General features: G+C 60.5%; 10 protein-coding genes and 1 tRNA gene. All 11 read left to right on the top strand.

Annotated features, from left to right (window positions below):
* Positions 1 to 13 precede the first annotated feature (13 nt).
* The 11 genes from F475_RS23580 (at position 14) to F475_RS23530 (ending at position 13,207) form a co-directional block, all read left to right on the top strand.
* Positions 14 to 829: an ABC transporter permease gene (locus F475_RS23580; RefSeq protein WP_111454850.1), complete on the top strand. Its 816-nt coding sequence runs from the start codon at positions 14 to 16 to the stop codon at positions 827 to 829.
* A gap of 19 nt (positions 830 to 848) precedes the next feature.
* The gene (locus F475_RS23575; RefSeq protein ID WP_018926801.1) at positions 849 to 1,637 is read left to right on the top strand and encodes an ABC transporter ATP-binding protein; all 789 of its coding nucleotides are present in this window, start codon (positions 849 to 851) and stop codon (positions 1,635 to 1,637) included.
* A gap of 12 nt (positions 1,638 to 1,649) precedes the next feature.
* A complete protein-coding gene (locus tag F475_RS23570) occupies positions 1,650 to 2,375 on the top strand; it encodes an urea amidolyase associated protein UAAP1 (protein ID WP_111454849.1) in 726 nt (241 codons plus the stop codon).
* Positions 2,376 to 2,386: 11 nt separating this feature from the next.
* The gene (locus tag F475_RS23565) at positions 2,387 to 3,028 is read left to right on the top strand and encodes an urea amidolyase associated protein UAAP2 (RefSeq protein WP_111454848.1); all 642 of its coding nucleotides are present in this window, start codon (positions 2,387 to 2,389) and stop codon (positions 3,026 to 3,028) included.
* A gap of 323 nt (positions 3,029 to 3,351) precedes the next feature.
* Positions 3,352 to 6,984, top strand: coding sequence for an urea carboxylase (gene uca / locus F475_RS23560; protein WP_111454847.1), 3,633 nt, complete (start codon positions 3,352 to 3,354; stop codon positions 6,982 to 6,984).
* A 25-nt stretch (positions 6,985 to 7,009) separates the two neighbouring features.
* On the top strand, positions 7,010 to 8,788 hold the full coding sequence (gene atzF, locus F475_RS23555; RefSeq protein WP_111454846.1) for an allophanate hydrolase: 1,779 nt from the start codon (positions 7,010 to 7,012) through the stop codon (positions 8,786 to 8,788).
* Positions 8,789 to 8,910: 122 nt separating this feature from the next.
* Positions 8,911 to 9,129, top strand: a complete 219-nt coding sequence (locus F475_RS23550) for a cysteine-rich CWC family protein (RefSeq protein ID WP_019580865.1) — start codon at positions 8,911 to 8,913, stop codon at positions 9,127 to 9,129.
* Positions 9,130 to 9,162: 33 nt separating this feature from the next.
* Positions 9,163 to 9,855, top strand: coding sequence for a pseudouridine synthase (locus F475_RS23545; RefSeq protein WP_111454845.1), 693 nt, complete (start codon positions 9,163 to 9,165; stop codon positions 9,853 to 9,855).
* 316 nt (positions 9,856 to 10,171) lie between these two features.
* Positions 10,172 to 11,056 (top strand): alpha/beta fold hydrolase, encoded by an 885-nt coding sequence (locus F475_RS23540; protein WP_018926808.1) that lies wholly within the window; start codon positions 10,172 to 10,174, stop codon positions 11,054 to 11,056.
* Between the two features lie 182 nt (positions 11,057 to 11,238).
* A tRNA-Gly gene (locus F475_RS23535) sits at positions 11,239 to 11,312 on the top strand.
* Positions 11,313 to 11,641: 329 nt separating this feature from the next.
* Positions 11,642 to 13,207: a Fic family protein gene (locus tag F475_RS23530; protein ID WP_111454844.1), complete on the top strand. Its 1,566-nt coding sequence runs from the start codon at positions 11,642 to 11,644 to the stop codon at positions 13,205 to 13,207.
* Positions 13,208 to 13,388: the final 181 nt, after the last annotated feature.

Below are 13,388 nucleotides of genomic sequence, written 5' to 3'. Positions count from 1 at the left end.
GGAGGAGCTGGCCATGCGCCTGATCAATCGCCACCCGGATCGCCCGAGTCGCCTGCTGTTGGTGATCCTGCCGTTCGCCCTGGTGCTGTTCGCCTACTTCATGGGCTCGGCCGAACGGCTGATGGACAACCCCAACGACAAACTGCTGCCCAGTGCCGTGCAGATGACCGACGCGGTGAAACGCCTGGCCTTCACCGCCGACGCCCGCACTGGTGAATACCTGCTCTGGCAAGACACCGCCTCCAGCCTGCGGCGGTTGACCATCGGCCTCGGCATCAGTGCGTTGGCCGGGCTGTGCCTGGGCATCGCCGCCGGTACGCTACCGCTGTTTGGCACACCGTTATCGCCCGTGCTGACAGTGCTGTCGATGGTGCCGCCGCTGGCGATCCTGCCGATTCTGTTCATCGTGTTCGGGTTGGGGGAGTTGTCGAAAGTGATGCTGATCGTGATCGGCATCACCCCATGCCTGGCCCGTGATCTGGAACAGCGCGCCCGGGAAATTCCGCTGGAATTGCTGATCAAGGCGCAGACCCTCGGTGCTTCAACCTGGACTCTGATGCTGCGTGTGGTGCTGCCGCAATTGCTGCCGCGCCTGCTGATCTCGTTGCGACTGATGCTCGGCTCGGCATGGTTGTTTTTGATCGCCGCCGAAGCCATCGCCTCCACGGACGGTTTGGGTTACCGGATCTTCCTGGTGCGCCGCTACCTGGCGATGGACGTGATTTTGCCCTACGTGGTGTGGATCACCCTGCTCGCCTGGATGATGGACTGGGGCCTCAAGCGCCTGACCCAACGGGCCTTTCCCTGGCACCAAGGTGCCTCCAAATGAGTTATGAAGGGGCGCGGGCATGAGCTTCATCACAGTGAAAAACGTCTGGCAGCAATACGCCGATCAGGTGGTGCTTGAAGGGCTGAACCTGAGCGTCAACGAAGGTGAGTTCTGCACCTTGGTCGGCGCGTCGGGTTGCGGCAAATCGACCTTCCTGCGGCTATTACTCGGCCAGGAGCGCGCCAGTCGCGGCGAGATTCTGTTGGACGGTCAGGCATTGGCTGGCGAACCGGATTCGAGCCGTGGCGTGGTGTTCCAGCGCTATTCGGTGTTCCCGCACCTGACCGTGCTGGACAACGTCGCCCTCGGCCTCGAACTGCCGCGCTCGCCATTACTGGGGCGGTTGTTCGGCAGCACTAAGAAAGAGGCACGCGATCACGCCTCGGTGTTGCTGCACAAAGTCGGCCTTGGCCATTCACTGGACAAGTACCCGGCGCAGCTCTCAGGTGGTATGCAGCAACGACTGGCGATTGCCCAGGCGCTGATCATGAAACCCCGCGTGTTGCTCCTCGACGAACCGTTCGGCGCCCTCGATCCGGGCATCCGCAAAGACATGCACAGCCTGCTGCTGGAGCTGTGGCGCGAGACGCAACTGACGGTGTTCATGGTCACCCACGACCTGTCCGAAGGTTTCAGTCTCGGCACCCGTTTGCTGGTGTTCGACAAGGTCCGTGTCGACCCGCACGCCCCCGGCGCCTATGGCGCACGCATCACCTACGACATCCCTTTGAACAGCGACCGCCGCGCCAACCGCGCCGCCGTCGACGCCCTGCCAGCTCAGTTGGCAGGCACGCTTCGTATCGCTTAGAGGAATCTGCACATGACTGATTCGACCCAACTGTTCCCGCCGTTCGCCGAAGAAATGCTCCCCGGCGGCGGCCATCGTTCATTCGTCCTGAAACGCGACCAGTTGCTGCGCCTGACCGACCTGCGCGGCGGTGCCAACGTCAGCCTGACGTTGCTCAACGCCAACGAAAAAACCGAACGCCTGAATCTGCCCGACAGCCTCAAATGCCAACACACCGCCAAGCTCACCAGCGGCCATTGCCTGTACTCGGACATGGGCCGCGTGCTGGCGGCCATCACCGCCGACACCTGTGGCTGGAGCGACAGCCTCGGCGGCGTGCTCTGCGCTGAAGAAGTCGCACAAAAATATGGCCAGGGCCGCTATCAAGAGCTGCGCAACGGTTTCTTCCGCAACGGCACCGACAACTTGTTGGTGGAGCTGGGCAAGTGGGGACTGGGCCTGTCCGACCTGCTGATGACGCTCAACCTGTTCAGCCGGGTGAACGTCGATGAGGCTGGCCGCTTCCACTTCGTCGAAGGCAATTCCAAGGCCGGTGATTACATCGAGTTGTACGCGCCGATGGACACCCTGGTGGTACTCACCGCGTTGCAACACCCGATGGATCCGTCGCCGGAATACGCACCGAAACCGCTGAAGCTGAGCTGGATAAACGCCGATGCCAGCGTCGCCGAACATTGCCGCACCTCGCGCCCGGAAAACGAGCGCGGCTTCATCAACACCGACCGTCTGTTCGCCTGAGGATCGCTGCCATGTCACTCGCTATCGCCACCGCCCACAAGCAACCAGAAACTGCAGTCTACCGCGCCACCATCGCCGCCGGTGAACCCTGGCTGATGGAGGTCAAGGCCGGCCAGACCCTGCGTATCCTCGACCTGGAAGGCAATCAGGCGGTCGACACTCTGTTCTACAGCCTTGCCAATCCCAGGGAACGCTATGACGTGCAACGCACGTTGCGTCGGCAGAACAGCGTCTACCTGAGCACTGGCAGCGTGCTCTATTCCAACCTCGGCAAGCCAATGCTGACCATCGTCGAAGACACCTGCGGGCGTCACGACACCCTCGGCGGTGCCTGCGCGCAAGAGAGCAACACCGTGCGTTACGCCCTGGAAAAACGCTACATGCACAGCTGCCGCGACAACTACCTGCGCGCCTGCGCCCACGACGGGCGCCTGGGCAAGGGCGACATCGGGCCGAACATCAATTTTTTCATGAATGTGCCGGTGACGGCCGATGGCGGGCTGACGTTTGAAGACGGGATTTCAGCGCCCGGCAAATACGTCGACCTGCGCGCCGAGATGGACGTGATCGTGCTGATCTCCAACTGCCCGCAACTGAACAACCCGTGCAACGCCTACAACCCCACGCCTGCGGAGCTTTTGGTATGGAACTGAAACTTGCGCGTTTGCGACGGTGGTTGTTTGCCCTGTGTCAGGCCCGCTCCGGCCAGTGCCTCAAACAACGCTGATCCCTGTGGCGAGGGAGCTTGCTCCCGCTGGGTCGCGAAGCGGCCCCAAACCCTGCTATCGCGCTATGTCTGACGGACCACAGCAGCAGGTTTTGCGACTGCTGCGCAGCCGAGCGGGAGCAAGCTCCCTCGCCACAAAAAAGCGTGAATTTTGTTCATCCGGGACGGCCCGGGTGCATCTCGAAAAACTGCGGGACGGCCCGCATCCCAGGTCGAGGCTGATGCGCTATCGCCTCCAGGGGTTATGCCATGTTCGAAAAAGTCCTCATCGCCAACCGTGGCGCCATTGCCTGCCGCATTCTGCGGACCCTGCGAGAGTTGCAGGTCAAGGGCGTCGCCGTTTACTCCGAAGCCGACGCCGCCAGCCTGCATATCCTGCAAGCCGATGAAGCTCACAGCCTGGGTGAAGGCGCCGCGGTCGGCACTTACCTTGCCGTGGACAAAATCCTCGCCATCGCCAAATCCACCGGCGCTACGGCGATCCATCCCGGCTACGGATTCCTCTCGGAAAACGCCGCGTTCGCCGAGGCCTGCGAAGCAGCCGATATCGCCTTCATCGGCCCCACGCCTGAGCAACTGCGCGTGTTTGGCCTCAAACACACCGCCCGCGCCCTGGCCAAACAACACGGCGTGCCGATGCTCGAAGGCACCGAACTGCTCGACAGCCTTGACGCAGCATTGATCGCTGGCGAACAGGTCGGCTACCCGGTGATGCTCAAAAGCACCGCCGGCGGTGGCGGCATCGGTATGCGCGTGTGCCGCAGCGCCGCCGAATTGGGCGAATCCTTCGAAGCTGTCAAACGCCTCGGGCAGAACAACTTCAGCGACGCCGGTGTGTTCATCGAGAAGTACATCCAGCGCGCGCGACATCTGGAAGTGCAGGTGTTCGGCGACGGCCAGGGCGAGGTGATTGCCCTCGGCGTGCGCGACTGTTCGGTGCAGCGGCGCAACCAGAAAGTCCTTGAAGAAACCCCGGCACCCAACCTGCCCGACGGCGTGGCCGAAGCGCTCTGCCTTGCCGCGATCAAACTCGCCAAGGCAGTGAATTACCGCAGCGCCGGCACCGTGGAGTTCGTCTTCGACAGTGACGCCCAGCGTTTCTATTTTCTTGAAGTGAACACCCGTTTGCAGGTGGAGCACGGTGTCACCGAGCAAGTGTGGGGCGTGGATCTGGTGCGCTGGATGGTGGAACTGGCGGCCGGGGATTTACCGCCATTGAACGCATTGAGCCAAGGCTTGAAAGCTAACGGCCACGCGATCCAGGCAAGGCTCTACGCCGAAGATCCGGGGCGCGATTTTCAACCGAGCCCCGGCCTGCTGACGGCGGTAAGTTTCCCCGTCGCCGATGGCAAACACCTGCGCATCGACACGTGGGTCGAGGCCGGTTGCGAGATCCCGCCGTACTTCGACCCGATGATTGCCAAGGTCATCCGCTGGGCGCCGACTCGCGAAGAGGCCCGCGCTGATCTGCTCCAAACCTTGGGCGACAGCCTGCTGTACGGCGTGGAAACCAACCGCGATTACCTGCGACAGATTCTGCTCGATGTGCCCTTTGCCAGCGGCCAGCCATGGACCCGTTGCCTGGAAGCGCTGGTCTACCAGGCCAACACCTTCGAGGTGATCAGCGCCGGCACCCAGACCAGCGTTCAGGACTATCCGGGGCGTCTCGGTTACTGGGCGGTGGGTGTGCCGCCGTCGGGGCCGATGGACAGTCGTGCATTGCGTTTGGGTAATCTTTTACTGGGTAACGATGAAGGCGCAGCGGCCCTGGAAATCACCATGAGCGGGCCGATGCTGCGCTTCAATTGTGATGCGGTTGTGGCAGTGACCGGTGCGCAGATTCCATTGACGCTGAACGGTGAAGCGGCACCGATGAACACCGCGCTGCTGATTCCGGCCGGGGCCACAGTGCATCTCGGCACAATCGCCGGTGCAGGCGCTCGCAGCTATCTGTGCCTGCGCGGCGGCCTGCAAGTGCCGGATTACCTGGGCAGCAAAAGTACCTTCACCCTCGGTCAGTTCGGTGGCCATGGCGGTCGTGCGTTGCGTGCCGGGGACGTGTTGCATGTGCCAGCCTTGATCGACCGTAGCGCGGGTGTTCAATTGCCTGATGAGCAGGTCACCGAGTTGCCGGCCGTGCGGCAAATTCGGGTGATCTACGGCCCCCATGGCGCGCCGGAATACTTCACCGAACACTACATCGGCACCTTCTTCGCCACTCAATGGGAAGTGCATTTCAACTCCAGCCGCACCGGTGTGCGGCTGATCGGGCCGAAGCCGGAATGGGTACGGGCCGACGGTGGCGAAGCCGGGTTGCATCCGTCGAACATTCACGACAATCCGTACGCCATTGGCGCGGTGGATTTCACCGGTGATATGCCGGTGATCCTCGGTCCCGATGGTCCGAGCCTCGGTGGGTTCGTCTGCCCGGTGACGGTGATCGAAGCGGATCTTTGGCAGCTCGGGCAGCTCAAGGCTGGAGACAAGGTGCAGTTCCAACCAGTCGATCTCGAGACCGCCCGTAACCTCGCCTTGAAATGGGATTCCTGTGGGAGCTGGCTTGCCTGCGATGAGGCCCGATCAGACACCGCATCAACTTCATCGCAGGCAAGCCAGCTCCCACAGGGGGTTGTGTCGCCTGTGATGCTGGATATCGGCCAGGGAGATACACGGTTGGTCGCCCGGTTGTCGGGGGATACTCACCTGTTACTGGAAATCGGCGCACCGGAACTGGACCTGGTGCTGCGCTTCCGCGCCCACGCGCTGATGCAGGCATTGGAAAGCAAACAGCTGCACGGGGTGATCGACCTGACGCCGGGCATCCGTTCGCTGCAGGTGCATTACCAACCGGAGCAACTGCCGCTTGCCGATCTGCTGGGCATCGTCGCCGGTGAGTGGGACGCCGTGTGCGCCGCCAAAGACTTGCAGGTTCCCTCACGCATCGTGCACCTGCCGCTGTCGTGGGATGACCCGGCTTGCCAGTTGGCCATCGAGAAATACATGACCACCGTGCGCAAGGACGCCCCATGGTGCCCGAGCAACCTGGAGTTCATCCGCCGCATCAACGATCTGCCGAACCTCGACGAAGTGCAGCGCACGGTGTTCGACGCCCGCTATCTGGTGATGGGGCTGGGCGATGTCTACCTCGGCGCTCCGGTCGCCACCCCGCTCGACCCACGGCATCGCCTGGTCACCACCAAATACAACCCGGCCCGCACCTGGACCGCTGAAAACTCGGTGGGCATCGGTGGCGCCTATATGTGCGTATACGGCATGGAAGGCCCCGGTGGTTATCAATTCGTCGGCCGGACCTTGCAGATGTGGAATCGCTACCGCGAGGTCGCCGCGTTCGATGGCAAACCGTGGCTGCTGCGGTTCTTCGATCAAATCCGCTTCTACCCGGTAAGCGCCGATGAACTGCTGCGCATTCGACGGGATTTCCCGCTCGGGCGCTTCGCTCTGAACATCGAGCACAGTCAGTTGAACCTGGCGGATTACCAGGCGTTTCTGGCGAAGGAAGCCAACAGCATTGCGGCGTTTCGAGATCAGCAAAAAGGTGCGTTCAACGCCGAGCGCGAGCGCTGGATCGCCAGCGGTCAGGCGCATTTCGACAGTGAAGAACCGACGCCGCAAGTGACCGAAGAGGCGCTGTTGGCCGACGGTCAGCAGAGCATCGACAGCCACATCGCCGGCAACCTCTGGCAGGTTCAGGTGGAGGTCGGCAGCCAAGTGGTCGCCGGTGATGTGCTGGTGATTCTGGAGTCGATGAAGATGGAAATCCCGCTGCTCGCGCCCATGGCCGGTGTGGTGCGCGAGATTCGTGTGCAACCGGGTTCGCCAGTGCGCGCCGGACAGCGCGTCGTGGTGCTGGAACTCGACTGAAGCCATTTCAACAAGGATCTGAACCATGAACATCAATCTGCAACTCGACGCCCTGCGCAACGCTTACCGTGACGGCCACATCACGCCTCGGCAACTGCTGCCGAGCCTGCGGGAAAAAGCCGCGGCGCTGAACCCGGACTATCACTTGTTCATCCATTTAATCAGCGCCGAGGAACTGGAACCGTACCTCGCCGCCCTCGATGGTCGTGACCCAGGCAGCCTGCCGCTGTACGGCGTGCCGTTCGCGATCAAGGACAATATCGATCTGGCGGGCATTCCGACCACGGCGGCGTGTCCTGCGTTTGCCTACGTGCCGGAACGTTCGGCGACCATCGTCGAGCAACTGCTGGCGCTGGGCGCGATCCCGCTGGGCAAGACCAATCTCGACCAGTTCGCCACCGGCCTCAACGGCAGCCGCTCGCCGTATGGCGCTTGCCCGAACAGCGTGTTGCCGGAATATCCGTCGGGCGGTTCCAGCGCCGGCTCTTCACTGGCGGTGGCGCTCGGCGTGGCGAGTTTTGCCCTGGGCACCGACACCGCAGGTTCCGGGCGCGTACCGGCGGCGCTGAACAATCTGGTCGGTTTGAAAGCCACCAAAGGGCTGATCTCCACGGCCGGGGTGGTTCCGGCCTGTCGCACGCTCGATTGCGTCACGACCTTTACGACCACAGCCCGGGAAGCCAGTCAGTTGTTGGCACTGACCGCTCATCTCGACCCACGGGATGAATACAGTCGCAGCAATACGCTGTGGAATGACGGCTCGGCCTTCGGCACGCCGCGCGCGTTTCGTTTCGGTGTGCCCCGTGCGCAGGACCTGGCGTTCTTCGGCTGCCCTGAAGGCCCGTTGTTGTTTGGCGACGCCATCGACCAACTCAAAGCCCTGGGCGGTGAAGCGGTCGAACTGGATTTGTCGCCCTTCCTGGAAGCGGCGCGGTTGCTCTACGAAGGGCCATGGGTGGCCGAGCGTTACAGCGTGGCCGGCAAATTGATGGAGCAAAATCCTCAAGCCGTGTTGCCAGTGATTCGTGCCGTGCTGGCCAAGGCCCCGGCGGTGACCGGCGTGCAAACCTTCCGCGCCCACTACCGGCTGCAAGCCTTGAAGGCGCTGTGCGACAGAGCATTGGTGGGCCTCGACTGCGTGCTGACGCCAACCATTGGCCGTCCGGTGACATTGGCGGAACTTGCCGCCGAACCGGTACTGCGCAACTCGGAACTGGGCTACTACACCAACTTCATGAACCTGCTCGATTACGCTGCCGTCGCCGTGCCCAGCGGATTGATGGGCAATGGTTTGCCATGGGGCGTGACCTTGTTTGGTCGCGCGTTTACCGATCAGTATCTGTTGAGCGTGGCAGATGCCCTGCAACGTCAGCAGGGCCTGGCGTCACCCGCACCGGCCGCCATCGCGCGCAATGACCGGGCACGACTGGTGGTCTGCGGCGCGCACCTGGAGGGGCTGGCGCTGAACTGGCAACTCAAACAGCGTGGAGCGCGGCTGGTAGAAACAACTCAGAGTTCTCCCGACTATCAGCTGTATGCCTTGGCCGGCGGCCCACCGTATCGCCCCGGCATGGTCCGCGTTAAAGAGGGCGGCGTGGCGATTGCGGTGGAAGTCTGGGAATTGCCGAGCAGTGAGCTGGGGTCGTTCCTCACCGGGATTCCTGCTCCACTGGGACTGGGCAAGGTGCAACTGGCGGATGGGCGTTGGGAGAGCGGGTTTATCTGTGAGCCGTATGGGCTGGACGGGGCGGTGGAAATCAGTCATTTGGGCGGGTGGCGGGCGTATTTGAAAAGCCTGGGTTGATCGCCTGATCACCGGCAAGACTCCTTCAGGAATGTGCGAGCGTTAGCTTGCACATGGCGGCTTGCGGGACGATCATGCGCAGCTCGGGCCAAGCAAACCGGCCATTACCAAATGACCCTTTCATGAATAAGCCAGACCTCTGCCCGGCCTGCGGCGCTTCCAACGACTGCAGCCTGGCCGACCCTCGAACCGTCGATCGTGCCTGCTGGTGCTACGGCGTCAGCATCGACCCGGCGGTGTTCGAAACGCTGCCGGCCGAGCTGCGCGACAAGTCCTGCCTGTGCCCGGCCTGCGCCCGGGTCGAGGCGCAGTTGCAAGCAGCCGCCTGGCCGATCACGTAACATACGCAGCCCTTTTCCCACCGATCCCTGGCCATGCGCGTTGACCGTTTCCTCAGCAACCTGCCCCGCTTCAACCGCAAGCAGGTACGCCTGTTGCTGGTGGAAAAGCGCGTCAGGGTCGACGGAACTATCGTCAGCGACCCTCACGCCGAGGTTCTCGAGTTCAGCCGCGTGGAAGTCGACGACGAAGTGCTGCAGGTCGGTAAACCGGCCCGCTACTTCATGCTGCACAAACCGCCCGGCTGCGTCAGCGCCACCCGCGACCCGCAACACCCGACGGTGCTCGACCTGATCCATGAAGCGGACAAGGATGACCTGCACATCGCCGGTCGCCTGGACTTCAACACCACCGGCCTGATGCTGATCACCAACGACGGCACCTGGTCGCGACGCCTGACCCAGCCACAGACCAAACTGCCCAAGGTGTACTACGTCGAGACGGAGCAGGAGATCACTGCCGACTACGCGATCACGTTCGCCAAAGGCCTGTACTTCGCCTTCGAAGACCTCACAACCCAACCTGCCGAACTGGTCTTGCTCGGGGAAAAATCGGCGCGCCTGAGCATCGTCGAGGGCCGTTATCATCAGGTAAAACGGATGTTCGGCCACTTCGACAACAAGGTATTGCGCCTGCACCGCGAACGCATGGGGCCGCTGCTGCTCGACGACGCGCTGAAGCCCGGCGAATACCGGCCGTTGAGCGTCGAAGAGATCCGATTGATCTAAGCCGACGACCGCTCAGCAGAAGTTGTCGAACATTTTTCGAAAGATACTTGCGCGATGACGTGACCCCTGCTTGAATCAGGACGTCGGCGCGAAATGTGACCGACGAGTCACCAAAACTACTCTAAGAAACTTTTTGCCGGCAGAGAACCCTCAGGTTCCGCCTTCCCCCGGCAAACTGCCCGCTTATAACAATACCCGTCGACCGGCGTGCAATGGATCGACATGGGCCTTCAAAAATTCCAGGCGTATGCCTACCTGTCACAAAGCTCGTGCAATCTGATTTGCGCGCATACCCGCTTGCCAGGAGTCTTATGTCATGAGGCCAGAAATCGCTGTGCTGGATATACAGGGTCAGTATCGGGTTTACACGGAGTTCTATCGCGCAGACGCCGCAGAAAAGACCATCATTCTGGTCAACGGCTCGATGTCCACGACTGCGTCGTTTGCCCAAACCGTGAAAAACCTTTATCCGCAGTTCAATGTGGTGTGCTACGACCAGCCCTACGCGGGCAAGTCCAAGGCTCACAACCTGCATGAGAAAATGCTGACCAAGGAAATCGAAGGGCAGATCCTCCTGGAGCTGATCGACCACTTCGCGGCCGAACACGTGCTGTCGTTCTCCTTTGGTGGCGCCGCCACGCTCGTCGCCCTAGCCCACCGGCCACGGCGCATCGAAAAGGCTGTGATCAGTTCGTTCTCGCCAGTGGTCAACGAGCACATGCTCGACTACCTTCAGCGCGGTGTCGATTACCTCGGCAACCGGGACGGTGACCGCGTCGGCCATCTGGTGAACAGCACCATCGGCAAACACCTGCCTTCGCTGTTCAAGCGCTTCAACCACCGTCACGTCAGTTCGTTGGCCGAACACGAATACGGGCAGATGCACTTCCACATCAGCGACGTGCTCAACAGCGACCGCAACTGCTACCTGAACGCGGCAAAGAAAATCAATGTGCCAGTGCTGTTCATGAACGGCGAATGGGACGAGTACACCGCCCCCGCCGATGCCAGGCTGTTCGCCGGCCATGTACAACACAGCACCTTCAGCACCCTTCAGGCCACCGGCCACTTCCTCGACATGGAACACAAAACCGCTTGCCAAGACAGCCGTAACGCACTGCTGGGCTTCCTGAAACCGACGCAACTCGAAAGCCGACCGCGTTACCAGTACGTCCAGGACCACCATGCATTTGCAATCTGAAACAGAGTCATCGCGAGCAAGTCCCGCCCTACTGTGTTGAACGCACTCCCGTAGGCGCGAGGCTTGCCCGCGAATGACCGCCAAGCGGTCCCTGTTTGTGTTTCACCCGGCGCTAAAGCCATCGCGCATAAAGAAAAACTTCAAATCCGCGCTCACATCTGGTACAAAGTCAGCCGCTCTGAGCGGGTGTCGTATAATGGCATTACTCCAGCTTCCCAAGCTGATAACGAGGGTTCGATTCCCTTCACCCGCTCCAATCAGATTTCAGTCTCACGTCGTTTTTTGACGGGGGATGCAGGTAAAGAAAAAACCGGCCTTGATGGCCGGTTTTTTTGTGCCTGGGGTTTGGTGGAATCGGGCTATGAGGCATCTCCCCTTTTTCGTCCGTTGTTCGCTGATCGATGAGTAAGTGCTCTCGGGGCGTTAGCGACTATCCTGAAATCCGTTAGCGTTTTTTTCGAAAAATACGGATTTATTATCGAATTTCATCAAGCGTTAATATTTTCATATCTACGGAAATTAGCGTTTTCGCATATGATCGACGTTCTGTTAGCGTTTTTCTTGCCCCAGTAAAGGATTTCGTCAATGCAAGTCGGTTTCAAGACCCTCGCAAACCGTTACGACATCGCACTGGCACAGCCTCTACGAGTCGACTCGATGATCGGCACTGTACGTGTCAGTCGCGAAAGTGACGGCAATGTGGAGAACCGGTATCCGGTAAGCTATCGGCCCGCAGACGATTTCGCAGGACATTTCGAATTCGGCCTCAAGTACGAAGAGATCCATCTCGAGTTCTTCGCCCGCCTGTTTGCGACCATAGGTCCGCAGCCTGTCGAAGACTGGTGTCGACGGGAGCCATTCGGTCAGTATGCCCGTCGCACGGGATTCCTCTACGAATGGCTGACAGGGCAACGTCTGGATGTGCCAGACGTAACCAATGGCGGCTATGTTGATGTACTTTCGCCAAAAGATTACCTGACTCGTCGCGAGTCACTGCGAACTCGGCGTTGGCGAGTCAATAACAACCTGCCGGGGACGGCTGAGTTCTGCCCCTTGGTTCGTCGTACGGTGCCAGTGCAGGAGGCCCTGCAATTCGATCTACGCGAGGCATTGGATGAATTGGATCAGGCCTTTGGCCCCGACATCCTGATGCGTACCGCCAGTTGGCTGACGTTCAAGGAATCGCGCGCGAGCTTTCTCATCGAAAAGGAAGCCGACCAGGCCGATCGTATCCAGCGGTTTGCCCATGTCATCGCCCAGTACTGCGGACATATCAAAGACCCGTTGAGCAACGACAGCCTGCACTCCCTGCAAGCCGGCATTCTGGGGCGTGATGCCATTGGACTGGGCCTGCGGCGCTCTCCGGTGTTTGTGGGACAAGCCACGATGCGCGAGGACATCGTGCATTACATTGCCCCACATTTCGCGGATCTCGCTCAGCTATTGGCAGGACTCAACGAGTTTGAAGTTGCAACGCGTGGCGCGGAATCATTGGCACGTGCCGCTGTGTTGGCCTTTGGCTTCGTGTACATCCATCCCATGCGCGATGGCAATGGCCGGATTCATCGTTTCCTGATCAACGACACCCTGATTCGGGATAAGGCAGTGCCCGACGGCGTGATACTGCCGGTGTCAGCCACAATCACGAGCTCGATCGACTTCAGGGCCGGCTACGACCGTACGCTCGAAGTGTTCTCGCGACCGTTCATGCGACGTTACGCAGCGGCCTATCGGTTCGGCGAACTCGTGACCTACGAGGACGGGACTCGCAGCAACTTCATCTTCGATGAATACGAGGACGCGTGTTTCGCCTGGCGCTATCCCGATCTGACCGAACACGTCCTGTACACCGCACGTGTCGTCGAGCACACGATTCGAAAGGAAATGGCGGATGAAGCCAGAGTACTGGTAATCTTTCAGCGAGCTCAGGAACAGCTGAAAGAGGTACTGGAAATGCCAGACCTGGATGCGAACCGCATCATCCGCTCCATCAAGGAGAACGGCTGGATAGTGTCCGGCAAGCTAAAGAAAGGGTACCCGCAGCTTGAAGATGCGCGCATGGCGGAGCGCGTTGTGGAGGCCGTGCGTTCTGCGTTTGAGGATCGAGAGATGAGTGCAGGCGAAGAAGGATTTTTCGGCGAGTCCGGGTAAGGCGCTGGGGTGGATTAGAAAAAAACGGTCTTGATAGCCGTTTTTTTTGTACCCGGGATTTGGTCGAGTCATGACCGACCCATCTGCTTGCTGATAAATATGCTGATAAATAAATCCGTCACCTTTTCCCCAAGCGGGATGAGGAGATCAAAAGGTTAACGAAGAAAAGAAAATGAGCAGA

Source organism: Pseudomonas sp. URMO17WK12:I6 (assembly GCF_003253625.1).
In the GTDB taxonomy this organism is placed as follows: Bacteria; Pseudomonadota; Gammaproteobacteria; order Pseudomonadales; family Pseudomonadaceae; genus Aquipseudomonas.
Note: the sequence above shows the minus strand (reverse complement) of the source record. Positions and strands in the feature narration are given on the sequence as shown.

Bases quoted from the DNA above. Each gene is read 5' to 3' on its own strand.
- F475_RS23580 (WP_111454850.1), top strand. From the start codon at position 14: ATGCGCCTGATCAATCGCCACCCGGATCGCCCGAGTCGCCTGCTGTTG.
- F475_RS23575 (WP_018926801.1), top strand. From the start codon at position 849: ATGAGCTTCATCACAGTGAAAAACGTCTGGCAGCAATACGCCGATCAG.
- F475_RS23570 (WP_111454849.1), top strand. From the start codon at position 1,650: ATGACTGATTCGACCCAACTGTTCCCGCCGTTCGCCGAAGAAATGCTC.
- F475_RS23565 (WP_111454848.1), top strand. From the start codon at position 2,387: ATGTCACTCGCTATCGCCACCGCCCACAAGCAACCAGAAACTGCAGTC.
- uca (WP_111454847.1), top strand. From the start codon at position 3,352: ATGTTCGAAAAAGTCCTCATCGCCAACCGTGGCGCCATTGCCTGCCGC.
- atzF (WP_111454846.1), top strand. From the start codon at position 7,010: ATGAACATCAATCTGCAACTCGACGCCCTGCGCAACGCTTACCGTGAC.
- F475_RS23550 (WP_019580865.1), top strand. From the start codon at position 8,911: ATGAATAAGCCAGACCTCTGCCCGGCCTGCGGCGCTTCCAACGACTGC.
- F475_RS23545 (WP_111454845.1), top strand. From the start codon at position 9,163: ATGCGCGTTGACCGTTTCCTCAGCAACCTGCCCCGCTTCAACCGCAAG.
- F475_RS23540 (WP_018926808.1), top strand. From the start codon at position 10,172: ATGAGGCCAGAAATCGCTGTGCTGGATATACAGGGTCAGTATCGGGTT.
- F475_RS23530 (WP_111454844.1), top strand. From the start codon at position 11,642: ATGCAAGTCGGTTTCAAGACCCTCGCAAACCGTTACGACATCGCACTG.